This is a genomic window from Micromonospora sp. WMMD736 (assembly GCF_049179015.1).
Lineage (GTDB): Bacteria > Actinomycetota > Actinomycetes > Mycobacteriales > Micromonosporaceae > Micromonospora.
In genome coordinates this window covers 2,260,925-2,285,176 of sequence record NZ_JBMHMI010000001.1, presented here as the reverse complement: position 1 = coordinate 2,285,176, position 24,252 = coordinate 2,260,925, and the positions used below count along the sequence as shown (strand labels likewise).

Annotated in this window: 19 protein-coding genes; 13 read left to right on the top strand and 6 right to left on the bottom strand. The window is 70.9% G+C overall.

Annotated elements, in window-relative coordinates; translation table 11 throughout:
• The first annotated feature begins 53 nt into the window (after positions 1 to 53).
• Positions 54 to 2,252 carry a transglycosylase domain-containing protein gene (locus ACN269_RS09575; RefSeq protein ID WP_421472113.1) on the top strand — a complete coding sequence of 733 codons (2,199 nt, stop codon included), beginning with the start codon at positions 54 to 56 and terminating at the stop codon, positions 2,250 to 2,252.
• A gap of 135 nt (positions 2,253 to 2,387) precedes the next feature.
• Here the strand turns inward: ACN269_RS09575 and ACN269_RS09570 are convergent, their stop codons facing one another.
• Positions 2,388 to 2,750 (bottom strand): DUF1330 domain-containing protein, encoded by a 363-nt coding sequence (locus ACN269_RS09570; RefSeq protein WP_421472112.1) that lies wholly within the window; start codon positions 2,748 to 2,750, stop codon positions 2,388 to 2,390.
• A 126-nt stretch (positions 2,751 to 2,876) separates the two neighbouring features.
• Here ACN269_RS09570 and ACN269_RS09565 point away from each other — a divergent pair, with 126 nt between their 5' ends.
• On the top strand, positions 2,877 to 3,476 hold the full coding sequence (locus tag ACN269_RS09565; protein ID WP_421472111.1) for a TetR/AcrR family transcriptional regulator: 600 nt from the start codon (positions 2,877 to 2,879) through the stop codon (positions 3,474 to 3,476).
• A 109-nt stretch (positions 3,477 to 3,585) separates the two neighbouring features.
• Here ACN269_RS09565 and ACN269_RS09560 read toward each other — a convergent pair whose 3' ends face one another.
• The gene (locus ACN269_RS09560; protein WP_421472109.1) at positions 3,586 to 5,433 is read right to left on the bottom strand and encodes a thiamine pyrophosphate-requiring protein; all 1,848 of its coding nucleotides are present in this window, start codon (positions 5,431 to 5,433) and stop codon (positions 3,586 to 3,588) included.
• Positions 5,434 to 5,542: 109 nt separating this feature from the next.
• Here ACN269_RS09560 and ACN269_RS09555 point away from each other — a divergent pair, with 109 nt between their 5' ends.
• Genes ACN269_RS09555 through ACN269_RS09545 form a run of 3 tightly spaced genes read left to right on the top strand, consistent with a single transcriptional unit; the run spans position 5,543 to position 9,561 of the window.
• A complete protein-coding gene (locus tag ACN269_RS09555) occupies positions 5,543 to 6,355 on the top strand; it encodes a TrmH family RNA methyltransferase (RefSeq protein ID WP_421472108.1) in 813 nt (270 codons plus the stop codon).
• Positions 6,356 to 6,383: 28 nt separating this feature from the next.
• Complete coding sequence (gene argG, locus ACN269_RS09550) at positions 6,384 to 7,835, top strand: argininosuccinate synthase (protein WP_421472107.1); 1,452 nt, start codon at positions 6,384 to 6,386, stop codon at positions 7,833 to 7,835.
• A 43-nt stretch (positions 7,836 to 7,878) separates the two neighbouring features.
• A complete protein-coding gene (locus ACN269_RS09545; RefSeq protein WP_421472106.1) occupies positions 7,879 to 9,561 on the top strand; it encodes a PucR family transcriptional regulator in 1,683 nt (560 codons plus the stop codon).
• A gap of 329 nt (positions 9,562 to 9,890) precedes the next feature.
• On the opposite strand, the gene ACN269_RS09540 is transcribed toward ACN269_RS09545, so the two are convergent.
• Complete coding sequence (locus ACN269_RS09540; RefSeq protein ID WP_421472105.1) at positions 9,891 to 11,240, bottom strand: hypothetical protein; 1,350 nt, start codon at positions 11,238 to 11,240, stop codon at positions 9,891 to 9,893.
• A 48-nt stretch (positions 11,241 to 11,288) separates the two neighbouring features.
• On the opposite strand from ACN269_RS09540, the gene murD reads away from it, so the two are divergent.
• The 7 genes from murD to ACN269_RS09505 all read left to right on the top strand — a co-directional run bounded on the left by murD (position 11,289) and on the right by ACN269_RS09505 (position 18,614).
• A complete protein-coding gene (gene murD, locus ACN269_RS09535; protein ID WP_421472104.1) occupies positions 11,289 to 12,638 on the top strand; it encodes a UDP-N-acetylmuramoyl-L-alanine--D-glutamate ligase in 1,350 nt (449 codons plus the stop codon).
• A gap of 71 nt (positions 12,639 to 12,709) precedes the next feature.
• Positions 12,710 to 13,474, top strand: coding sequence for a protein phosphatase 2C domain-containing protein (locus ACN269_RS09530; RefSeq protein WP_421472103.1), 765 nt, complete (start codon positions 12,710 to 12,712; stop codon positions 13,472 to 13,474).
• Positions 13,475 to 13,680: 206 nt separating this feature from the next.
• Complete coding sequence (locus tag ACN269_RS09525) at positions 13,681 to 14,037, top strand: hypothetical protein (protein WP_421472102.1); 357 nt, start codon at positions 13,681 to 13,683, stop codon at positions 14,035 to 14,037.
• Between the two features lie 62 nt (positions 14,038 to 14,099).
• Positions 14,100 to 15,113, top strand: a complete 1,014-nt coding sequence (locus tag ACN269_RS09520) for a UDP-N-acetylmuramate dehydrogenase (RefSeq protein ID WP_421472101.1) — start codon at positions 14,100 to 14,102, stop codon at positions 15,111 to 15,113.
• Between the two features lie 321 nt (positions 15,114 to 15,434).
• Positions 15,435 to 15,731: a CATRA system-associated protein gene (locus ACN269_RS09515; RefSeq protein WP_421472100.1), complete on the top strand. Its 297-nt coding sequence runs from the start codon at positions 15,435 to 15,437 to the stop codon at positions 15,729 to 15,731.
• A complete protein-coding gene (locus ACN269_RS09510) occupies positions 15,728 to 17,209 on the top strand; it encodes a CATRA conflict system CASPASE/TPR repeat-associated protein (protein WP_421472099.1) in 1,482 nt (493 codons plus the stop codon). Before ACN269_RS09515 ends, ACN269_RS09510 begins: the two co-directional genes overlap by 4 nt.
• Before the next feature lie 37 nt (positions 17,210 to 17,246).
• Positions 17,247 to 18,614: a hypothetical protein gene (locus ACN269_RS09505; RefSeq protein WP_421472098.1), complete on the top strand. Its 1,368-nt coding sequence runs from the start codon at positions 17,247 to 17,249 to the stop codon at positions 18,612 to 18,614.
• Here the strand turns inward: ACN269_RS09505 and ACN269_RS09500 are convergent.
• From ACN269_RS09500 to ACN269_RS09490, 3 genes are read right to left on the bottom strand one after another with little or no spacing between them, the layout of a single operon-like run.
• A complete protein-coding gene (locus tag ACN269_RS09500; RefSeq protein ID WP_421472097.1) occupies positions 18,607 to 20,934 on the bottom strand; it encodes a hypothetical protein in 2,328 nt (775 codons plus the stop codon). The genes ACN269_RS09505 and ACN269_RS09500 overlap by 8 nt on opposite strands.
• The gene (locus tag ACN269_RS09495; RefSeq protein ID WP_421472096.1) at positions 20,931 to 22,094 is read right to left on the bottom strand and encodes a VWA domain-containing protein; all 1,164 of its coding nucleotides are present in this window, start codon (positions 22,092 to 22,094) and stop codon (positions 20,931 to 20,933) included. The genes ACN269_RS09500 and ACN269_RS09495 overlap by 4 nt, the downstream gene beginning before the upstream one ends.
• Entirely contained in the window at positions 22,091 to 22,936 is an 846-nt protein-coding gene (locus ACN269_RS09490; RefSeq protein WP_421472095.1) for an AAA family ATPase, read from the bottom strand. The genes ACN269_RS09495 and ACN269_RS09490 overlap by 4 nt, the downstream gene beginning before the upstream one ends.
• 409 nt (positions 22,937 to 23,345) lie before the next feature.
• Between ACN269_RS09490 and ACN269_RS09485 the strand changes: the two genes are divergently transcribed.
• Positions 23,346 to 24,230 (top strand): hypothetical protein, encoded by an 885-nt coding sequence (locus ACN269_RS09485; RefSeq protein ID WP_421472094.1) that lies wholly within the window; start codon positions 23,346 to 23,348, stop codon positions 24,228 to 24,230.
• Positions 24,231 to 24,252: the final 22 nt, after the last annotated feature.

Sequence of the window (24,252 nt, the reverse complement as noted above, 5' to 3'; positions counted from 1 at the left end):
AGTTCGTAACAGGGGGTGGTCGGTTGGCGTTATTTGTGGCAATCCTGGGTTGCATGGCCGCCCCCCGCTCGCCGCTGTCGCGGCTGTTCACCGTGCTGCTCGCCGGCGTGTTGGCCGGGCTCGTCCTGGCCGTCGCCGCGCTGCCGGGCAACCTGCTGGTCGGGTTCACCGCCCGCGCCGCGCTCGGGTCGTACGCCGCGCTGCCGGCCTCGCTGAAGACCCCGGCCACGCCGCAGCGTTCGTACCTGTACGCCAACGACGGCAAGACGCTGCTCACCACGTTCTACGACGTGAACCGGACGGATGTCGCGTTGGCGGACATCGCCCCGGTGATGCGGCAGGCGATCGTGGCGGCGGAAGACCGGCGGTTCTACGACCACGGTGGCGCGGACCTGCGCGGCCTGGCCCGGGCGCTGGTCGCGAACGTCAAGGGCGGCGGCACCGAGCAGGGCGGCTCGACGCTGACCATGCAGTACGTCCGGAACGTCCTCAAGACCGACCCGACCCGTACCGCCGAGGAGCGTGCCGCGGCGACCGACCCCACCATCGGTCGGAAGATCCAGGAGATCAAGTACGCGAGCGCGCTGGACAAGAGCCTCGGCAAGGACGAGATCCTCGACCGGTACCTCAACATCGCCTACTTCGGCTCCGGCGCGTACGGGATCGCGGCGGCCAGCCAGCGCTACTTCGGCAAGGCGCCGGCGCAGTTGACCCTCGCCGAGTCGGCCCTGCTCGCCGGCCTGGTGCAGTCCCCGGACGCGTACAGCCCGATCGGCGGCGACAAGGACCAAGCACTGGCCCGCCGGTCGTACGTGCTGGACTCGATGGTCGCCACCTCGGCGATCACCGCCGCGCAGGCCGCCCAGGCCAAGGCCGAGCCGCTGGCCCTGCACCCCACCGCCCAGCCCAACGGCTGCACCGCCGTCGCCCAGGGGCACGACGACTGGGGCTACTTCTGCGACTACCTGCGCCGGTGGTGGCTGACCCAGCCGGCCTTCGGGGCCACCCCCGCCGAGCGGGAGCAGGCCCTGCGCTCGGGCGGCTACACCGTCGTCACGTCGCTCGACCCGAAGATCCAGGCCACCGCGCAGCAACAGGCCACCAAGGTCTACGGGTACGACAACAAGCGCGCCCTGCCGATCGCGGCCGTCCAGCCGGGCACCGGGCGGGTGCTCGCCATGGCGGTCAACCGGCACTACAGCCTCGCCGACAATCCGGCCGGGCAGGCCAACTACCCCAACACCGTCAACCCGCTGATCTCCGGTGGCGCCAGCGTCGACGGGTACCAGGCGGGCTCGACGTTCAAGCTGTTCACCATGCTCGCGGCGCTGGAGTCGGGCCGCACCCTCTCCACCGGGTTCGACGCCCCCGCCAAGCTCCCCACCCGGTACCCGGCCGAGGGGCCGGGCAGTTGTGACGGCCACTGGTGCCCGGCCAACGCCAACCCGGACTGGATGGACGGCTACCGGATGATGTGGGACGGCTTCGGTCGTTCGGTGAACACGTACTTCGTCTGGCTGGCCGAGCAGGTGGGCCAGGACAAGGTGGTCGAGATGGCGCAGCGGCTCGGCATCACCTTCCGCGCCGACACGGACGCCGCCTTCGCCAAGAACAACGCCGCGAACTGGGGATCGTTCACCCTGGGCGTGGCCGCCACCACCCCGTTGGACCTGGCCAACGCGTACGCCACGGTGGCCGCCGAGGGCACCTACTGCACGCCGGTGCCGGTGGTCTCGGTGACCGACGCGAAGGGCACGAAGGTGCCGGTCGGTGAGCCGTCCTGCAAACGGGTCCTCGACGCCGACGTGGCGCGCGCCGCGACCGACGCGGCCCGCTGCCCGGTGGGTCAGCAGTCGCCGTACGGGCAGTGCAACGGCGGCACCGCCACCGGGGTGAACGACATCCTCGCCGGTCGACCGGTGGCCGGTAAGACGGGCAGCTCGGAGGAGAACGCCACCGAGACGTTCGTCGGCTTCACCCCGCAGGTGGCCGTCGCCGGCATCGCCGCCAACCCCGACGACCCGACCGACTCGGTGGGTTCGGCGGTGCAGAGCAAGGTGATCGACGCGGTCGCCCGGGTCATCGCCACCGCCGTCAAGGGTCAGCCGGAGAAGGCGTTCACGCCGCCCAGCAAGGAGTTGGCCGGCGAGCCCCGCCGCCCGGTGGAGCGCCCGGCGGTCCCGAAGCGTGAGCAACCCCCGGCCGAGGACCCCCTGTCCCCGCTGGAGCGCTGGCTCAACCGCCGGGGCTGACCCCCGGATTCAGCGGCGGCCTGGCCCACCTCGGGCCGGGCCGTCGTGCTCCGTCCACCGGTCCGGGGGTCACGACACTCCGAGGTCACCGCCAGGCTCGGCGGTGACCTCGGAGTGACCGGCGTCTGAGCAGCCTCAGATGTTGGCGGAGGCCGCCGAGATCGCGGCGCGCACCTGCTGGGCGAAACCGGCGACGGTGAAGTCCGGAGCCAGGCTGTCGACCAGGATGATGTCCGAGACCGCGTTGTTCGTGCGGAGCGGGAGGATCGCCCGGTATTCCGGCGAGTTGTACCACTTCTCGGCGTCGGCGCGGGTAGGGAACTCCATCAGGACGACGGAGCCGGGCCAGGCCCCCTCGACCACGTCCACGTCGCCCTGGGCGAGCCACTTGCCGCCGTACGGGTGCACGGTGGCCTCGACCTGCTCCAGGTACGACAGCCCCTCCTCGTTCGGGATGCCGCCGGGGATGCGCAGGTGGTTGATCAGGTAGGTGCTCACGGGGTGTCTCCAACCCTCGAAATTAAGATGACGCGCATAATCTAACCGAGGTCGGCGGCTGCGACAAGTTTTGGATTAGGTTCATCTTCTATAATTCAGGGGTCGACCGGTGGGAGGGGAAGCGCGATGGGCAGGACGTCACGTGCCGAAGCGGCGCGGCACCGCGAGGAAGTGGTGGCCGCCACCTCGAGACTGCTCCGGGAACGCGGCGCGGCGGGCATGAGCGTGCAGGACCTCATGGGTGCCGCCGGGCTGACCCACGGGGGGTTCTACAAGCACTTCAGCTCGAAGGACGAGTTGTTGGGCATCGCCGCCACGACGGCCTTCGGCGAACTCCTGGCCCTGCTGGACCAACTCTCCGCCGACCTTCCCGATCGGTCGGAGGCGCGGACCGCGCTGCTGCGGCACTACCTGTCACCCGAGCATCGCGACACACCCGGCACCGGATGTGCCAACACCGCGCTGGCCGCCGACGCCGCCCGGTCGCCCGCCGACAGTCCGCTCCGCGCGTCGTACGCGGTGGGTGTCCAGGAAACCGTCAGGCGATTGGCGGACATCGAGGACGCGCCCGGCGAAGACGCGTCCGAGGCCCGCCGGATGGCGCTCGTCGATCTCGCGACGATGGTCGGTGCGCTCACGCTGGCGCGCGCGACGGCCGACACACCCCTGTCCGACGAGATCCTCCAAACCGCCCAGGAAGCCCTGTCCACCCCGCCCAACCCCTAACGCCCCACCACCCCGCGATCTTGCACTTTCGGTTGCCGATCCGTCGCTTCTGTAGCGCTCTGTCCCCGCAGAAAGTGCAAGATCGCGGGGGAGTGGGGTGGGGGCGGGGTCAGCGTTCGCGGCGGCGGGGGCGGTAGCTGGCGATGGTCGCGGGTAGGCCGCGGCGGATGATGCCGGCCCAGTCGGTGTCGCCGCGCAGCACCGCCGCCGCCGTCTTGCGGGCCTGCTCGGCGGTGAAGTGCGGCGGCAGCATCAGCTCGGCCGGGTCGACCAGCGCGTTGATGACCACCGGGCGGTCGGCGGCGAGTGCCCGCTCCCAGACGCCCGGGACCTGATCCGGCGAGTCGACCAGCTCACCGCGCAACCCGAGCACCTCGGCCCACTGGTGGTAGCCGATGTCCGGGAGCTGCTGGCTGTCCGGGAACATCGGCGTCCCCTCCGAGGAGCGCTGCTCCCAGCTGACGAACGCCAGGTCCCGGTTGTTGAGCACCAGCACCACGAACCGTGGGTCGGCCCAGCTGCGCCAGTACTTCGCCACCGTGATCAGCTCGTTGACGCCGTTCATCTGCATCGCCCCGTCGCCGATCATCGCGATCAGCGGCCGGTCCGGGTGGGCGAACTTGGCGCTCAGCGCGTACGGCATCGCGCCGCCCATGGACAGCAGGGTGCCGGAGAGGCTGGCCAGCATCCCGGGCCGGACCTGCACGTGGCGGGCGTACCAGGCGGTCGCCGTGCCGCAGTCCACGGCGAGCATCGCGTCGTCGGGGAGCCGGTCGCTGAGGGTGCTGAACAGCAGTTGCGGGTTGACCGGGTCGGCGCTCTGCTCAGCCAGGTCACGCTGGGCGCGTCGCCAGGCCGAGGTGGCCTCGGCGATCTCGGCCCGCCAGGCGGTCGGGCCCGGACCGGGGCCCAGCTCGTCCAGCAGCGCCCGCAGGGTGGGGCGGGCGTCGCCGGTCAGGTTCACCTCGGTCGGGTAGCGCAGCCCGAGCTGCGTACCGTCCAGGTCGATCTGCACCGCGCGGGCCTGGCCGGGCGGCGGGTAGAACTCCGAGTACGGCATGTTGCTGCCCACGATCAGCAGCCGGTCGCAGCCGGTCATGAGCTGCCAACTCGGCCGGGTCCCGAGCAGCCCGATCGCGCCGGTCACCCACGGCTCGCGGTGGTCGACGGTGGCGAAGCCGAGCAGCGCGGTGGCCACCCCCGCGCCGAGCCGGTGGGCGACCTCACGGACCTCCTCCTCGGCTCCGAGCGCGCCCTGCCCGACCAGCATGGCCACCCGCTCGCCGCCGCGCAGCACCTCGGCGGCGCGGCGTAGGTCGGCCGTCGGCGGGACGGTGGGCGTGCTGCTCGGCACGTTGCTGGTCTGGTAGTAGCCGTGCGCGTGCGGGGGATCCACGATGGCCGGCTCGTCCTGGATGTCCGAGGGGAGCACCAGCGCGGTGACGGTCCGCCGGGCCAGCGCCGTGCGGCACGCCCGGTCGACCAGGTGGCGTACCTGCGCGGGGTGGTCGAGCTGGGCCAGGAACGCCGCCGCCACGTCCTTGTAGAGGGCCAGCAGGTCGACCTCCTGGTAGTAGCCACCGCCCTCGGCGGTGACCGCCGTGTGCCCGACCAGGGCGACCACGGGTTGGTGGTCGAGTTTGGCGTCGTACAGGCCGTTGAGCAGGTGGATGGCCCCGGGGCCGCTGGTCACCAGCGCGCAGCCCAGCGGCCCGCCGCCGTACTTGACGTGCGCGGACGCGGCGAACCCGGCGGTCTCCTCGTGCCGCACCTGGACGAACTGGGCGCGTTCGTTGGTGCGTTGCAGGGCGGAGGTGATGCCGTTGATGCCGTCTCCCGGGTAGCCGAAGTAGCGGCGTACGCCCCAGCTGAACAGGCGGGAGACGATGTGGTCCGCGACGGTCGGACGGCGGGGCAGGGTGCCCCCTTCGGCCGCTGCCGTGTCCTCTGCGCTCACCTGGCTGGTCCTTCCCGTCGAGTCCGGTTACCCGACCGGTCGTTCCCTTTCTCGACCGGACAAAACACCACGTCCGGGCGGCTGTCGCCCCGTCCGGCAGAATCGTCGGGTGCCCGTCCACCAGATCACCGACCCCGACGACGACCGGATCGCCGACTACCGCGCGCTCACCGACGTCGAGCTGCGCACCCGCTGGGAGCCTCCGCACGGCCTGTTCATCGCCGAAGGCGAGCTGGTGCTGCGCCGGGCGTTACGTGCCGGCTATCCGGCCCGGTCGTACCTCGTCGACGCCAAGCGCGTCGACCAGCTCGCCGACCTGGACACCGGCGACGCGCCCGTCTACGCCGCCACCCAGGACGTGCTGGAGAAGGCCACCGGCTTCCACGTACACCGGGGGGTGCTGGCGTCCTTCCACCGCCGTCCGTTGCCGACGGCGGCCGAGGTGCTCGCCGACGCGCGCCGGGTGGTGATCCTGGAGGACGTCAACAACCACACCAACCTGGGCGCGATCTTCCGAGGGGCCGCCGCGCTGGGCGTCGACGCGGTGCTGCTGTCACCGTCCTGCGCCGACCCGCTGTACCGGCGCAGCGTGCGGGTGAGCATGGGCGAGGTGTTCGCGCTGCCGTACGCCAAGCTGGACCGCTGGCCGGCCGGCCTCGATGAGGTACGCCAGGCGGGGTTCAGCGTGCTGGCCATGACGCCCGCGCCGGACGCCGTACCCATGCAGCTGCTGACCCCGGCGCAGCGCGAGCGGGCCGCGCTGCTGCTGGGCGCCGAGGGTCCGGGCCTGACGGCGGCGGCGCAGGCGGCCAGCGACGTGCGGGTGGTCCTGCCGATGCGGCGCGGGGTGGACTCGTTGAACGTCGCCGCGGCGGCGGCCGTGGCGTTCTGGGAACTGGGCCGCGGCGATCCGCTTGCATGACCATGCGTCTTGTTGAATAATCTTCCCCGTGTCCAAGGTTCTCACCTCCCTGCCCATCGGCGAACGTGTCGGCATCGCCTTCTCCGGCGGCCTCGACACCTCGGTCGCGGTCGCGTGGATGCGCGACAAGGGCGCCGTCCCCTGCGCCTACACCGCCGACATCGGCCAGTACGACGAGCCCGACATCGGCTCGGTCCCCGGCCGTGCGCTCAGCTACGGCGCCGAGGTCGCCCGCCTCGTCGACTGCCGCGCCGCCCTGGTCGAGGAGGGCCTCGCCGCGCTGACCTGCGGCGCCTTCCACATCCGCTCCGGCGGCCGGGCGTACTTCAACACCACCCCGCTGGGTCGGGCGGTGACCGGCACCCTGCTGGTCCGCGCGATGATCGCCGACGACGTCCAGATCTGGGGCGACGGCTCGACCTTCAAGGGCAACGACATCGAGCGGTTCTACCGCTACGGCCTGCTGGCCAACCCGATGCTGCGGATCTACAAGCCGTGGCTGGACACCGACTTCGTCACCGAGCTGGGTGGGCGCAAGGAGATGTCCGAGTGGCTGCTCGAGCGCGGCCTGCCCTACCGGGACAGCACCGAGAAGGCGTACTCCACGGACGCCAACATCTGGGGCGCCACGCACGAGGCGAAGACCCTGGAGCACCTCGACACCGGCATCGAGACGGTCAGCCCGATCATGGGCGTGCGGTTCTGGGACCCGTCGGTGGAGATCCCCACCGAGGACGTCACGATCGGCTTCGACCAGGGTCGCCCGGTGACCATCAACGGCAAGGAGTTCGGCAGCGCCGTCGACCTGGTGCTGGAGGCCAACGCCATCGGCGGCCGGCACGGCCTGGGCATGTCCGACCAGATCGAGAACCGGATCATCGAGGCCAAGAGCCGGGGCATCTACGAGGCCCCCGGCATGGCGCTGCTGCACGCCGCCTACGAGCGGCTGGTCAACGCCATCCACAACGAGGACACCCTGGCCAACTACCACAACGAGGGCCGGCGCCTCGGTCGCCTGATGTACGAGGGCCGCTGGCTGGACCCGCAGGCGCTGATGCTGCGCGAGTCGTTGCAGCGCTGGGTCGGCACGGCGGTCACCGGTGAGGTGACGCTGCGGCTGCGCCGGGGCGAGGACTACTCGATCCTGGACACCACCGGCCCGGCGTTCAGCTACCACCCGGACAAGCTGTCCATGGAGCGCACCGAGGACTCGGCGTTCGGCCCGTCGGACCGGATCGGCCAGCTCACCATGCGCAACCTCGACATCGCCGACTCGCGGGCGAAGCTGGAGCAGTACGCCTCCCTCGGCATGGTCGGCGGCGCGGGCAGCGAGCGGATGATCGGGGCCGCGCAGGCGGCCTCCACCGGACTGATCGGCGCGATGCCGGAGGGCGGCGCGGAGGCGATCGCCTCCCGGGGTGTCGCCACCGCCGAGGACGAGGCGCTCGACCGCGCCGCCATGGAGTTCGGCGTCGACTGATCCGGTACCCGGCTGGTCGGGGTCCGAGGTCACGCACGGTAGCGTGTCGGCCGTGTTCCCTACCGTCCGTGAGGTTCTGGCCCTGGACCCCGTCCGCCACGGCGCTCCGCGCGTGGTGGCCGGGGACGCCGGGCTGGACCGACCGGTCCGCTGGGTGCACGTCGCCGAGGTCCCCGACATCGCCACCCTCCTCGGCGGCGGTGAGCTGGTACTCACCACCGGCATCGGCCTGCCGGCCGACGACGCGGGACTGCGCGCGTTCATCGGCGACCTCGCCGACGTCGGCGCCTTGGGGCTCGTCGTTGAACTGGGCCGCCGCTACGTCAGCGGCGTACCCCGGGTGATGATCGCCGCCGCCGAGCGGCGCGGCCTGCCCCTGGTCGAGCTGCGCCGGGCCACCCCGTTCGTGCGGATCACCGAGGCGGTGCACGCGCTGATCGTCGACGCGCAGCTCACCGAGCTACGGGCCGCCGAGGAGATCCACCAGCGGTTCACCGACCTCTCCGTCGAGGGCGCCGACGCGGCCGAGGTGATCCGCCAGGCCGCCGAGCTGTCCGGCTGTCCGGTCGTGCTGGAGAACCTGTCCCGGCAGGTCCTCGGGTACGACCCGGCGGGGGAGAGCGCGGAACTGCTGCTGGACGGCTGGGAGCAGCACTCGCGGCGCGTCCGGCCCGTCGGTCGCACCGCGTACGACCCGGACAGCGGCTGGCTGGTGACCGTCGTCGGCGCCCGGGGCCAGGACTGGGGACGGCTGCTGCTGCGTTGGCCGGCGAGCGGCGACCCGCCCAACGCCGCGCCGCCCAACCGGCTGAGCATCCTCGTCGAGCGGGCGGCGTCTACCCTCGCGCTGGGCCGCCTGATCCGCCGCGACGCCGAGGGGCTGGAGCGGCAGCTGCACCGCACCCTGCTCACCGCCCTGCTCGACCACTCCCGGCCGGTGGACGAGGTGGCGTTGCGGGCCAAGGCGCTCGGGGTGACGCTGGACCGCCGGCACCTGGTCGGCGTGCTGGTCCGCCACCGCGCCGACGACCCGGTCGCCGACGGTGGCCCCGAAGCCGGCCAGGCCCGGCTCCGCGACCTGTCCGAGGCCGTCGGCCAGGCGCTGCGGGAGGCCAAACTGACGGCGCTGACCAGCGCCGTCGACGACAACTCGGTGGGCGCGCTGCTGGCCCTGACCGACCCGGCCGCCGAGGACCGCGCACTGTCCGCGTTCGCCGAGGCCCTTCGTCGGGTACGCCTCGACGCCGCCACGGGCCGGGCCGCGTCCTTCGCGTCGGCCGGCGTGATCGTGGCCGCCGGGTCCGGGGTGAGCAGTCTGCGCGAGGCCCGCCGGTCGCTCGTGGAGGCGCGGCAAATCGCCGAGGCCGCCCGCCGGGATCGGCGTGACCTGCCCGTCTTCCGGCTGCCGCACGTGGGTCTGGCCGGTCTGCTGCACCTGCTGCGGGACGAGCCCCGACTCCAGACCTTCGTCGAGCGGGAACTCGGCCCACTGCTGGAGTACGACGCCCAGCATCCCCGGGAGCGGCTCCTGGACACCCTGCGCGCGTACCTGGAGCAGGGGCGCAACAAGTCAGCCGGCGCTGCCGCCGCGCACCTGTCCCGACCGGCCTTCTACGAACGCCTGGCCCGGATCGCCCGCATCCTCGACGCGGACCTGGACTCGGTGGAGACCAGCCTCTCGCTGCACGTGGCCCTGCTGGCCCTGGAAGCAGTCCGCACCCCGTGACTCGGACGTAGACCTACTTCCTCCCGGTCAGGGTCGCTTCGCGTAGTGGCGCGACAGGGACTACCCCCACACACGCATCCTTTGCTCTGCTTCAACCCAGGCAACAAGAATCTCCGGAACTGTTGCGTCCGCTGAAGCAGAGCAAAGGACGTGGGTGAGGGGTGGCCTACCCGGCTGCGGGCTGCGGGCTGCCGGCTGCGGGGCCTGCCCCGCCGCGCCACCGCCCCAAGCCGGCGATCAAGAGGTTGGCGTCAGGAAACTCGTCTTCCGTGACGCCAAGCTCTTGATCACCGCGAGCAAGCGGGGGCTGGGGCAGAGGGGTGGGTGGGTTAGGTGAGGGAGGTTAGGGCTTTTGCGTAGGTTGGGGGGATGTGGTTGGGGCCGCCGGGGGTGAAGACGTCTGACGTCGCCACGGCGGACCAGGCCGTTTCCGGGACGGCCTCCACCAGGGCCTTGATCACCGGGGCGTCGCGCCACTGGTCCTGCTCGGCGAGCAGGCCGAGGGCCACCACCGACTCCTCGACCTCGCCCACGCACTCGAACGGCTTGTGCCCGTCCACACCCAGCAGCTCCCGGTAGCCGGGGATCTGCTCCGGATCGGCGAGCATGTCGCCGCCGAAGATGTGGGTGACCCGCTCCCGGGGCATGAACGGCGCCATGGCCAGGAAGACGAACCGGCACTTCGGGCAGTCGCGGCACCAGCGCTCGGACGCGTCGCGCAGCTTGAAAGCCTGGTTGCAGCTGGTCACCACGTCGTCGTACCGGGTGAACTCGGCGAACAGCCGGGCGATGTGCAGCTCGGACAGCGACCGCAGCAGGGAGAAGTACGGCTCGGTGAGCCCGGCGTGCTCCGCCAGCGCCCCCCGCAGCAGCCCCTCGGCCTCGACGCCCTTGGACCACTGGTGGTTGATCTCGTGACCGTCCCAGATCAGGTTCGGGTCGGACGCGGAGCGCTCGTTGGACATCACCACCGGACCCAGCCCGTGCAGCACGGCGGTCGCCACCGCGATCAGGGAGTTGATGGCGGTCACCGGGATGTGGCCGTTCAGCGCCCCGGCGGCGTTGAGGTCGAACAGCACCGGGTCGATCCGCCGGCGGGCGGCGAGCGGGGTCAACCCGGACGCCTCGTTCACGGAGACGATCACGTGGTTCGGGTTCACCGAGAACGGCACCGGGTCCAGCTCGGCGCGGCGCAGCGCCTCCAAGCTCACGATCGAGTCCTTGCCACCGCCGACCGCCGAGAGCGGGCGACGGTCGGAGTTGTCGTACACCCGGGCCGGCGTCACCTCACCGGCCGGCACCTCCGGACGCAGTTCCAGCACGTACGGCAGCTCGTTGCGGTACGCGTACTCGGCGAGGCCCTTGGTGTAGACGGCCGTGACGTAGTCGACGGTGGCCGCGCCCAGCGGCGCCGGCAGCACCAGCCGGGGCGGCGCGGCGGCCTTGTAGTAGCTGACCCCGGCGACGAGGTGCAGCACCTCCAGCACCCGGTTGAGGGTCGCCACCGTCTCGTCCGACGGCGGCTCCGCCGGCAGCGGAAGCGTGATCACCTCGGTGAACCGCTGCTCACCGGCCGGGCCGGTCAGCGCGTAGTCGAACAACACCTCGCCGGTGGCGAAGTCGATCGAGTAGGACGGGAAGGTGAAGGCGTCCATCCGCCGCAGTTGTCCGTTAGGCACAGGTCATACTAGTCCGAGCCCGCCCGCACACGAGCAAGGAGATCACAGGTGCACCTGGCTGACCTGCGCGGACGCTCGGTGGCCGTCTGGGGTACAGGCCGTGAGGGCGTGGCTGCGGTCACCGCCGTCGCCGCGCACGGCCCGGCGAGCCTGGTCGCCGTGGACGACCGGACGAACTTCCTGTCGCTGCCGTGGGAAGGGTCGGTTGCCCAGGCCGCGCCCCTCGTGACCGGCGAAGAGGGCCTCGCGCGGCTGATCGCGGCGGACGTGGTGGTCCGCTCTCCCGGGGTGCCGCAGACGCACCCCTGGATAGCTGAACTGCGCCGACGTGGCATTCCCATCACGCAGGGCACCGCGCTGTGGATGGCCGATCACGCGGCCCGCACCGTCGGGGTCACCGGCAGCAAGGGCAAGAGCACCACCTCGAGTCTGATCAGTCATCTGCTGAACGCCGTCGAGCGGCCGAACCTCTTCGGTGGCAACATCGGTGTGCCGACGCTGGAACTGCCGGACGCCGATCTCTACGTGCTGGAACTCTCCAGTTACCAGTGCAGTGACCTCACCGACTCGCCGCGCGTCGCGGTCGTCACCGCGCTCTTCCCCGAACACCTGGACGCGCACGGCGGCGAACGGGAGTACTACCGGGACAAGCTCAACCTGATCGCGCACCGCCCGGAGACCGTGGTCGTCAACGGCTCCGACCCGCGGCTCAGCGCGGAGCTGGGTGACCGGCCGGTGGTACGGGCCTGTCTGCCCGACACCACCCACGTCGACACCGGTCCGGACGGTACGCCCTGGTTCCAGTTGCGCCGCCAACCGCTGTTCCCGCGCGCCGTACTGCCGCTGGTGGGGCGACACAACGAGAGCAACCTGTGTGTGGCGCTGGCCGCGCTCGACGCGCTCGGGGTCGACGTGGTCGCCCGTAAGGACACGCTGGCCGTGGCGATCGCCGAGTTCCAGGGCCTGGCGCACCGGCTCGCCGAGATTCCCGACCCGTCCGGCCTGACGTTCGTCGACGACACCCTGGCCACCAGCCCGTACGCCGCGATGCACGCGATCGACGCGTACGACGGGCGGCCGTTGACGGTGATTGTCGGGGGCAACGACCGGGGGGTGGACTACACCCCGCTGCGCGATCACCTGGCGGAGCGGGAGATCGCCGTCATCGGGATTCCCGACAGCGGCCCCCGGATCGTCCACGCGCTTGACGGGCTGCCCGGCGTGCGCTGCGAGATCGCCGACGATCTGACGGCCGCCGTCCGGCAGGCGCGGAAGATCACCCCGGCCGATGGCGTCGTGCTGTTGTCGCCGGCCGCGCCCAGCTATGGTCAGTTCCGCAACTACGAGCACCGTTCGGAGGTGTTCCGCGAGGCCATCGCGGAAACCCTGGCCGGCTGAACGGAGATCCTCCCGACGTCCGTCAGCTTGAGCGGGCTGCCGTCCCCGCGCGGCCCTGGGATGAGGACGTCTTGGACTTCGCTGTCGCCACCGCCCCCGGGTCGGACCGGCCGAACGAGGACCACGTGGTCGTGGCGGCCGACCATGCGATCGTGCTGGACGGGGTCACGCAGCTGCCCGGTCTCGACACCGGCTGCGTGCACGGCCCCGTGTGGCTCGTGCGGCAGTTGGGCGATCGCCTGTCCCGGGCATTGACGGCCGGTCCGACGGAGCCGCTGGCCCTGATCTTGGCGACCGCCATCGAGCAGGTGTGTGACCAGCACTCGGACAGCTGTGACCTGTCCAATCCGCACAGTCCGTCATCGACCGTCGCCATCGTGCGCGCCCAGGGTGAGCAGGTGGACTACCTGGTGCTGTGCGACTCGTCGGTGGTGTTCGAGAACAGGGACGGCCTCACCGTCGTCCATGACGACCGCACCGACACTCTGCCGGCGTACGACCGGCACACGGTGGGCCGCGTCCGCAATCGGCAGGGCGGCTTCTGGGTGGCGTCGACCGACCCGGCCGCGGCGGCCGAGGCCGTGACCGGCAGCGTGGCGTCGTCGGGGCTGCGCCGGCTGTTGCTCTGCACTGACGGGGTCTCGCGGCTGACCGAGTTCTTCCAGCTCAGCTGGGCCGACGTGTTCGGTATCGCCGAGCGGTCCGGACCCCGCGCGGTGATCGATGCCGTCCGCGCGTACGAGACCGGTAGGCCGGATCTGCTGGTGCGCCCGGGACGCGGTCCGGTCAAGCAGCACGATGACGCCACGCTCGCCGTGCTCCGCCGTCCGGCCTGATCGGACTGTCCGTTCGCGTCATTCGTATTGACGGATTTACGACGCCATCATTGCGGGAAAAGGCGGGCGACGATGCAATACTGCGGTTCTCACCTGTGGGGGACCATCACCCCGCGACATCCGCCGCCCACGCGAATGTCTCGGCATCGTGGTCCAGGCCGGTTCGACGGGATGTGCCAGCTGTGATCGAGGAAACGGGCAGTCCGATGTCCTCCGACGACCTGTACCGGATGGCGGCGATGGACGCCAAGACGTTGCAGGACCGGATCTTGACGGCGGCCGGAAATGGCATCGACGTCAGCGATGGACGTCCTGCGGCGCGGGCGCTCGCGGAGGGCCTTCTCGCTGTCGTGCAGGACTACCTCGAACGGACCTCGAACGAGCACGACGTGGAGCTGTTCCTCGAAGTGAACGGCACCGAGCCGAGCGATGTCACGTCCTGGCCGGTCACCATTCTGGCGGGCCTCATGATGCGACGGATCCCGGTGGCCGACCGGCATGCGATGGGTGAGCGGGCGGTGCAGATCGCCGGCCGCCGACTGCGGGCGGCGTTCGGGTCCTGACCTACCCGGGCGACCCGAGGCAAGTGACAGGCCTCGGTTGAGCGGGTCAGTAGGCTGGCACGGTGACTACCACGTTTGCGGATCTGACCACGATGCGGGTCGGTGGTCCGATCGGTCGCCTGTACGTCCCCACGACCATCCCCGAGGCGGTGGACCTCCTCCAGCGGGTCGCCGCCACCGCGGATCCGCTGCTGGTGATGGGCGGCGGATCGAACCTGGTGGTGGGCGATGTCGGCTGGGACGGAACGGTCATCAAGATGGCCACCTCGGAGTTCGACATCGACGGGGAACTGCTGACCGCCGCCGCAGGGGTCGAGTGGGACCGCGTGGTCGCGGCCGCCGTCGACGCCGGGCTGGCCGGCCTGGAGGCGCTGTCCGGGATTCCCGGCCTGGTGGGTGGGACGCCGGTGCAGAACGTCGGTGCGTTCGGCACGGTGACCTCGGACGTGCTGCACTCGCTGTCCGTCTACGATCGGCAGACCGGCCAGGTCGAGCGGTGGACCCCGGACCGCTGTGGTTTCGGCAGCCACCGGCAGTCCGTCTTCAAGCACAGCGACCGGTGGGTGGTGCTGGAGGTGACGTATCGCCTGCGCCGCGGTGGGCAGTCCGGGCCGATCGAGTACGCGGAACTGGCCAGCCGGCTGGGCATCGCGCCGGGCGGCACCGCCGCCCCGTCCGACGTACGCGAGGCGGTGCTCGCCCTGCGCCGTGGTCGCGCCATGGTGCTCGACCCGGACGATCACGACACCTGGAGCGTGGGCTCCTTCTTCATCAACCCGGTGCTTCCCGAGGTGCCGGACAGCGCGCGCGGCTGTCCCCGCTACCCCGACGTCAAGGGCGTCAAGTTGACCGCGGCGTGGCTGATCGAGCGGGCCGGCTTCCCTCGCGGATACGGCACCGAGTGGGGCGACGGCACCGTCGCCCTGTCCAGCCGGCACACCCTCGCGGTGACCAATCGGGGCGGGGCCACGACGTCGGAGATCATGAAGTTCGCCGCGCACATCCGGGCCGGGGTCGAGGCGCGTTTCGGCATCCGCCTCAATCCCGAATGCGATCTGGTGAACTGCTCCTTCTGAATGCTCGGAGCGGACGCGGTGTCGGTTAGCCGACATGATGGCCAGCCGGCGGCAGCGTCGACCGCGGCCGTCGGCTCCTATCCGGCTGCTGACCCTTGTTGACCTGCACTTTCGAATGCCGTGCGCGGGACTTCGATGATCGTCCTACGCTGATCGGACGGCCTTTTCCGGCCGGATCGGATGACGGCTGGGCAACCGTTTCGGGGCCGGGTCGGCGCTGACGGGCGACTCTCCCGTAACCACGTCTGAATATCATTGCTGTCGATGACAGATAATGGTGCAGTTGAATCACGTCGAATCCTGCAATACGCCATCGAGGCGTTGGACGACGTCCGCGAGTCCCAGCTGTCGCCCGAGAAATGGGAGCTGTTCGGCGACTACGTAACGCGGATGGACGCGGCGCTGGATCAGCACGACCTGGCCGAAATCCAGCGGTGTCGACAACGGATCGAGGCGCTCGAGACGCTACACGACGCCAAGGCGAAGCTCGGGGGCGTGCCGAAGGTGCCACCGTCGAAGGTGCCGCAGCCGGCCGCGAAGCGGCAGCAGGCCGACCGGCTGACCGAACGATTGAAGAAGGGTCAGGATCCCGGGGCGACCGCCGGTCGGCCGCGATGAGGCTGCACAAGTACGCCCTGCACGTGTACACCTACTTCCACGGGCATTGGGATGCTCCCACGGCCGACCGGATCGTCACCGCCTGTCGCACCCTCGGCCTCACCGAGACAGCCGACCTGCCCCGCGTGCCGACCCGCACACCGCGCGCCGTGCAGTCGCTCACGGACCCTGCCCCGCATTCGGACGACCGGGACCGCACGGCGGTCTGGCAGGCGCTGCGGTACACGACCACCAGCCTCGACGCCTTCCTGGTCTGCCTGGCGCCACCGGACGGCTCCGCGGACTGGCGTGACCTCGACCGGGACTGGCGACGGGCGGCGGGCGAGGCCACCGACGACGACTGCACCGGTCAGGTGCGGCTGTTCTACGCGCTCTACGGCGGCGACGGGGCCGAGGCGGATCTCGTCGCCGCCGCGGACGCGGCCCTGCCGGACGGCCTGGTCGTCGCAGCTGACCAATTGATCGAACCGGTTCCCGGTTGCTGTCTCTGGGAGGTCCGGTCCACCGACCCGGACCGGCTCGAACGCGTCCTCGTGCTGCTCGCCCCCACGTCCAAGGAACAGGTGAGCGACTCCTGGGTGTGGCCGAACGGCGACGACCGGCTCCGGCCGCTGCCCGGCTACCTCTGGGAGATGGCCAAGATTCGGCACGAGGCCCGCCGCTTCGCCGAGCGCCGCTCGCAGGACCGGCAGAGCCGGTTGCACGAACTCGCCGCACGCGTGGAACGCAGCGAGCGGACGTATCCGGAACCGAGCCGGGCTCGGGAAGAGCGGCTCGGCAGGCTCCGGCGCGAGACGGCGCTGGGCGCCGCCGAGGAGGCCGACCTGCGCATCATGTCCCGGACGGTGCAGGCGGCGGAGCACGACGCCCGCGCCACGCTGCTCGACTGGGCCGACATCCTGGCGGTCCGGGGCCGCCACGCCTGGGTCGAGGGCCTGGTCGGTCCGGTCGCCGCGGACCGGGACTATGTGGCCTGGCTGCTCAGCGAGATCGACGACGCCACGGACACGGCGCACAACACCGTGGCCTACGCCGAGTCGATGGCGCAGATCGGCGCGGCAGACCTGGAACAGCGGCTGCGGGCTCTCGGCGAGCGCAACGAACTGTTGACCGCCGTGCACACCTCGGTTCTGGCCGCGGTCGGTCTGCTGCTCGCCGCGTCCCAGTCGCTCGGGTTCGACTGGCCGATCTACGCGTCGCTGCAGGCGCCGTTCATCGTCTCGGTGGCCGCTGGCGCGCAGCTCCTGCTGCTCGCCGCCGGGCTCCGGTCGGCCCGCTGGCGGCGGTACGGGATCGGTCTGGCCATGGCCGGGGCCGCGGCGTCGGTGGCGTGGTTCGGGACGACCCTGGCGCTGCGCTGGCAGAGCGGACACCCGCCGACCGTACGGACCACCGTGGCGTGGTCCCTGGCCGCCGCGGTGCTGGCGTTCGCCGGCTGGCTCACCTGGCACATCAGATCACAACGCGAACTGCGCTGACCCACGCCAACCCCTGAGCACGACCCGAGGAGGACCAGTGAACGTGATGAGCGCCGAGCGGCTGGAGGAGCTCTGCCTGGCTCTTCGTCGTCGCCAGAAAGAGTGCGACGACGAGATCGTGGCCGCCATCGAGGCCGACGCGGCGGCGTACCGCCGGGACCCCGCCCCCCAACTGCCGCCGGAGGACGTCGCGGAGTTGCTGCCGCTGATGGGCTGGCTGATGTACGAGGCGTCCTGGTCTGCCGTGCAGCGAATCCCGAACGGGTTCACCGAGACCGGGGGTGAGGCACTCGCGCGGGCCCGGGAGAAGCACGAATGGGTGCTGCGGATCGCGAACGCGTCCCGCGCCCTGCCCTGGCCGGAGTTCGCCCCGCGGGCGTTGGGTGCGCTGCGCGCGCTCGCGCTGGCCGAGTCGAAGGGGGACACGCAGGAGTCCTACGACCGGGCCCAGGACCTCCACCAGGAGGCACGCGAGCGGCACGGGAGTTATCTCACCTACCACCGGGAGAATCGCGGCATCTCCCGGGCGAGCGACGAGATCCTGGTCCAGCTGTGGCTGGCGGAGACGGGCACCGCCTGCCGCATCGCCGAACGGGTCATCGACCGGTGGGCCGAGGAGTTCGCGGCCGACGACCCCGAAGCGGACCGGCAGCGCCGCGAGGAACGCGTCCAGATCGTCTTCAGCGACCTGGCCGAGGGCGCTGCCCGGGGAGAGGAGGCGCTCGCGGTGGCCGAGCGCGTCGCGGAGCTCGGCTTCGTCGATGAGCCGACGAAGGACGAGCTGTTGATGCCCACCAGCTTCGTGAATCCCGGGATCATGACCGCGCGGGCGGTGCTGCTGATGCTGGCGCTGTCCCCGGAGATGCAACGGCTCGGCTACTTCCCGCTCGGCGACGACGACTCCTGGGACGACAGCCGCAAGAAGCTGCGTGAGCGCTTCGACAGCGCCTACGAGTACATCGAGAGGCCCGTGTTCAACAGCAGGAACGAGCCGCAGGAACCGCGCGGGGACCTCAAGCTCGCCGTCGTGCAGACACGGCTGGCCGCCGCGCTGCTCATGCCGGGTCGCCGTCTGCCCAGCCGGCTGACGTTCGCCCCGTGCGTGCGGCACGAGGTCCTCGACGACGACGCGATCGAGGCCATGTCGGCCTGGCTGACGGAGGTGGCAGTCGACCGCAACGGCCAGGAGAAGCAGCGCAGCACGCTACGCGGGTTCGGCGGAGCGATCATGCCCAACTTCTTCGACGGCGTCGAGGAGTGCCGCGTGGCCTTCGGTGGCGAGCCCGGCTACCGCGACTGGCGTGCGCGTTGGTTCATCCTCGACAAGTATGCCGCCGAGGCGGGCCGCGGGGAGCGGTTGTCGGCCATCCTGGGCCAGCCCGTGCAGCGGACCCGCCCTATCTGACGTAGGCGTTGAACAACGCCCAGTTGGCCTCCGGCTCGTCGATGAAGTGGAGTTGCGCGAGCCGGAGGGCCTGGTCGAGCCGGAGCGCGGCATGCTGCCCGTCGGACGATCGGATGAGCCCCACGAGGTGGGCGGCCATCCGGCTGGTGGGCAGCCTCGCCACCTCCTCGATCGCGGCGGCGACGCAGCGCCCACCGCCGGTCAGCACGGCCACGACGAGGCCGACCGGCTCGATGTCCGCCACGTTCGTCACCGCTCCGACCTCGCAGGACACCAGCAGCGTCGACGCCGGCCAGCGCAGAGCCAAGGCGTACGCCGCCGACAGGTGGCCACCGGTGTCCACTTCCTCCGGCAGGAGCAGGTGCTGATCGAGACCGTGACCCGCGCCGTGCGCCTTGACGTGGATCAGTCCACAGTCGAGGTCGCTACGCAGCGCCGTGGTGAGCCGCGGAAAGGCGTTCGGCGTGGACTGCCGGCCGTCGAGGGAGCAGAGAGTCAGCAGGATCCGGTCCTCGTCGAACGTCAGGCCCCACGCCTCCCGGTCGACCGAAGCGCCCGCCTCGTCCGGCGACACCACCCGGACCAGCGCCGGGCCGGTCACCGCCGGCGGCGGCGCTTCGGACAGACACGTGAGGACCGGGGTCTGCGTCAGCAGGGCCTTGCGCACCAGCCGGGTACCCTGCCGGTCGAGCGCGAGTGCCGCCCAGGGCAGCAGGCACAGCTCCTGGTGTGCCGAGATGACCAGCTCCAGCGGTTCGTCGGTGACGGCGTCGAGCAGGTGGCGCAGCTCGGCCGGCAACACCCGGCAAGCCAGCAGGTACCAGTCAGGGCGACCCAGGGTGAGGTCGAGCGAAGCCTCTGGATCCCGCGCCCGCCGGCCCGAGACGTAGTCGGTGAGCTCGGCACCCGGATCGAATCGTTCGAAGGTGACGCCCTCGTCCGGCCTGATCAGGGAGCGGTACCAGTTCGTTCCGGTGTCCAGGCTGTCCGGGAGGCCGGCGAAGTCCAGCGCGTAACGGGTTCCTACCGCCCGGCGCAGGGCGGTCAGGTCCGTCGGGGTGGGCAGTGTCATCTCGGCGAGGATCGGGTTGACCCGCTGCTCGATCCGGCGGTGCAGCGTGGCCAGTTTGTCGTCCTGCTTTTCCCGCTGCCGGCGCGCTGCGTCCGTGTCCACGGCGCGGCCGGTGACGTCATCGGCCGGGTCGACCTGCTCGGCGCGGAGCACCTCGTCGATCAGGCCCTGTAGTTGTAGAGGCAGCAACGACATCTCGGCGCGCATCTGTGCGGCCAGCCCGGTCTGCTTGGCGGCCAGGCAGACCCGCAGCCCCACCTCGGCGGCCCCCGGACCGCGCAGCGCGTCGGCCAGCAGCGCGATGTCGCCGTAGACCCGCCGGAACGCCGTCGACAGCGGCGTACGGGCCCGGGAGATCACTCCCCACCGGCCCCGGATCCGCTCGGCCACCTCCAGGGCCCGTGCCGCGAGCGTGACCGCGTGGTCGTTGTCCTGCTGCGTAAGGGCCAGCAGTTCGGCCAGGGTGAGGACCAGCGAGAGTTCGTAGACGTCGTGGCGGGTGTCGTCGACCCGGGACTGCTCAAGGTGCTCCAGCGCCGCTGTCATCCGGGCGACGGCGCGTGCGGCTTCGCCGGCAGCCTGATCTGCCAGCGCGAGGATGTATCCGTAGCGGTGCCGGGTCGAGTAGAACTGGGCCTCGGACGTCTCCCAGTAGGACTCCAGCTCGCCGAGCGCGCCGTGGACCTCCGCGGTCTGGCCCAGCTCGAGCAGGCAGGCACCGGCTTCGAACTGGATGTCGCCGGCCCGTGGTTCCGCGCCGGAGTCGAACAGGGAATCGGGATGCTGGGCCATGGCCAGGGGCAGCGCGTCGGCGGGCCGTCCGGACGCCCGGAGGCTGCGGATGAGCCGGTAGGTGACCGTCACCTCGGCCCACCGGTCGCGGGGCGTCTCGTCCGAGCGAAGCTCGTCGAGCGCCTTCTCGTACAACGCCTCGACGTCCGGAGTCGAGGGCAGGGGGTAGCCGAGAAACGCGCAGAACCTCAGGATCGTGGCGGCGTTCGCGTTGCCGTTCTTGCGGAAGGACCAGTCCCGGTCGACCTGCCCCGTCCACCGACGCCGGGTCCGCGCCTCGACGAGGTACCGCTCGACCGCGGCACTCAGCAGCTCCTCCTCGGTCTCGTACACCCGCGCCCGGTGGTCGTCCTTCCGTACGATCACCAACGCCTGTTCGGCATCGTGGGCGAGCCGCAGCATGGTGTCTCGGGTCAGGGCACGGCGTACCGCGTCGTCGGACAGAGCCTGGGTCATGCCGGGACACTCCATTTCCTGAACTCGCGATGACGTGGGCAGTACGGGCGGCAGGCGGGGCAGGCCAGCAGGCCGGCGAGGGAGCGCAGGGCGGCCGCGTCGGGTGTGGGGACCAGTTGGACGTACGGGAGGCTGTCCCGCAGCGCGGGCGCGTACGGAGCGAAAGTGGGCTGACCGGCCCTCGGATGGCCCCAGATCACCCGGTGGGCCAGCCGGGACAGCCGGCTCACCTGAGCCCCGAGGGGTGCCGCCGGATCGGCCCTGCCCTCCCAGCCGTCGGAGACGATCACGAGGTTCGCCGACCGCACCATGCGGTGTCCTCCCCAGACCCGGCCGAAGGCGGTGACGGCGCTACCGAGCCGGGTGCCGGCGTCCCAGTCCACGTGGCGGGCGGCCAGTGCGTGCATCGCCGACTGGGGGTCGCGCGTCCGAAGCTCGCGGGTGATCCGGTCGAGGCGGGTGCCGATGGTGAACACCTCGGTGGCCAGCGGCGCGGCGGCCACCGCGGCGTAGCCGAACCGCAGCAGCAGACCGCGGTGGTCCCGCATCGAGTGACTGAGGTCGAGCAGCAGGACCAGGCGGCGCCGGGCGTGCAGGCGGCGGTGGTACGACAGGCGGGTCGGCTCGCCCGCGCTGCGCATCATCGTCCGGGCGGTGCGGGACACGTCGACGTACCGCTTCCCGCCCGCCGCGCGGCGCATCGTGCGGCGCAGCGGAACGGCGCTGCCGAAGGCGTGGATGAAGGACTCCAGCTCGGCGCGGTCGGCGGGGGTGAGCGCCCACGGTGGGCGCGGTGCCAGGCGCTCCTCAGACCCGGCCCGGGAGCGGTCTGTTCCGGAGGCATCCCCGTCCTCGGTGGGCTCCTCACCCACCGCCCCGCCGTCCGGCTCCGGAGTTCGTGGCACCGGCACCACCGGGTTGGCGGACCTGACGGGACCGAACCAGGCGGTGAAGGCCGTGTCGAAGATCGGCAGGTCCTCGCGCCTCGAACAGAGGGTCACCCGCATAGCCCAGTAGATGCCGTCGAGGTCGAGATTCGGGTACGCGCCGAGCGCACGTAGCGCGGTGGACACCCGCGATACCTCGATCGGAAGGCCGTCGGCGCGTAGCCGGCGGGCGAACCCGACCAGATCTGCGACCGGGTCGGGACCGATCGTCATCTGGCCGCCCGCAGAACGCCTCGGACGACGTCCTCGTCCTCGCGTTGCTTGACCAGTACGCCGAGCGCGTCGTCGGCGGCATCGGCGACGGTACTCCGGCCGAGAACGACGGCCGCGCGGGCGAAGGCGATGGACTCGGCGACGCCGGGTGGCCGGATCAGCGGCAGTTTCCGTAACTGTTGCATGGCGTTGGCAATCTGCTCGGCCAATGGTGTGCCCGCGACCTCCGGGACGTTGCGCCGGATGATCTCCGCTTCGTTTTCCACGTTCGGATGTCCGACCCAGTGGTAGACACATCGCCGTTTGAGTGCCGCGTGTACTTCGCGGGTGCCGTTCGACGTCAGTACGACGAAGGGCGGCTCGTCGATGGTGATCGTCTTGTAGTCGGGAATGCTGAGAGTGTCGCCCTCCAGCACTTCGAGCAGGAATGCTTCGAACTCGTCGTCGGCTCGGTCGATCTCGTCGATGAGCAGCACCGACGGCCGCTCCTCCACGGCCCGGAGAATCGGCCGGGCGATCAGGAACTCCTTGCGGTAGATCGACTCACCGTCCGGTGTGGTGCGCAGGTGCAGCAGTTGCCGGGCGAAATCCCACTCGTAGAGGGCCTGGGAGCGGTCGATGCCGCTGTGGCACTGCAACCGGATCGGCTCGACGCCCAGCATCTCGCCGACCTTCTTGGCCAGCACGGTCTTTCCCACCCCGGGATCGCCTTCGAGGAACAGCGGAAGCTTGAGCTTCCTCGCGAGGAAGACCGCTGCCGAGAGCCCGGGCTCGGCCAGGTAGTTCAAGCTCGCGAGCTCCTCGGCGATCCGTTCCGGAGTGGAAAAGGAAGCGTTCGGCATCGATCGAGATTCGGTCAGCGCCGCACGTCTGTCGATCCTATGAACGGGTGAGCGAGTTTGCTGATCGACCGACCGGGTCCTTCCTCGTCGGACGCTCGGAGGTGAGCGCGGTTCATGATGGTGGTCGGTGGTATGTCGCGAACCGAATGGCGCGGAACGGGCTCCGTCGTTTCCCGAATCCCGCCTGACCGGCTGGAATACGGGACCGTCCGACTTCGTCGACGGCCGTCGCTCGTCATGTCGTCTAGAGTGCGAGTCGCGCGGTCAGAAGTCCCGGGCCCGTACGCCAGGAGTTCCGGAAAGGAGAAGCATGGCCGGCTTCGCTGCTGTCGCCCTTCCGACTTGCGAACCGAACTTTCGCCCAGATGCCGCAGCCGAGGAGATTCTCGGCTGGGCCTCCTCACCGCCGATGCGCGCCCTGGTGCAGGAGTACGGCGGCACGCTGCCCGCGGCCGAGGTCGGTGAACTGCTGGCCTGGCTCGACGCGTTCTCCGAGCTGCACTGGGACTTCCGCAAGCAGGGCAATGTGGAACGTGACCAGGTGACGGCACCGACCTTCGACCCCCGTCGTACGGCGCTGGTGCGGGAAGTGGCGACGGCACTGCGTCTGGTCGAGGCCGCGGACCCGCCACGGGCGAACTACGACCACCTCCTGGTCCTGGGTGGCCTCGGGCGGGCCTGCCTGCAACGCACCGAGTACGCCGCCCGGCTGGTTCGCGACGGCGTCGTGACGGTCGGCCAGGTGGCGGCGCTCGGCAGCTTCCGGCCGCTGACCGAGGCCGAGACGGCGCTGCCCGGCCTGGCCGACAGCCGGTTCGAGATGGACGCGATGGACGTCGGTGTGCGGGCCGCCTTCGGTCTCGCTGAGCCCGCGCTGTGCGAGTCTTCCGACGACCTCGGTACGCACCGGTCCTGGCAGGTCCGGACCTATCGGGCCGAGGACCAGCCTGACGTGCACGTATTCGCCGCGCCGTCCAGCGAACCGGAGCAGCGCCGGGCCAACACCCCCGACACGTACGAGTTCTGGGCCCAGCGGTCCAGCCTCCGGTCGACCGATCGGATCCTGGTCGTCACGTCCCCGATCTATGTGCCGTTCCAGCACAGCGACGCGATCCGCATGCTGGCGGCACGGCACGGGTGCGGGATCGACACCATCGGCTTCGATCCGGCGCGGGCCACCGTGCCACTCGCGCCCGGCGCCACCAACCCGGACCGTTATCTCCAGGAGATCCGGTCCGGAATCCTGTCGATGCAGCGGCTGCACCGAGCGTTGGCCGGCAGCCTGGCCGGTTGACGGCGACCGTGTCCTCCCGCTG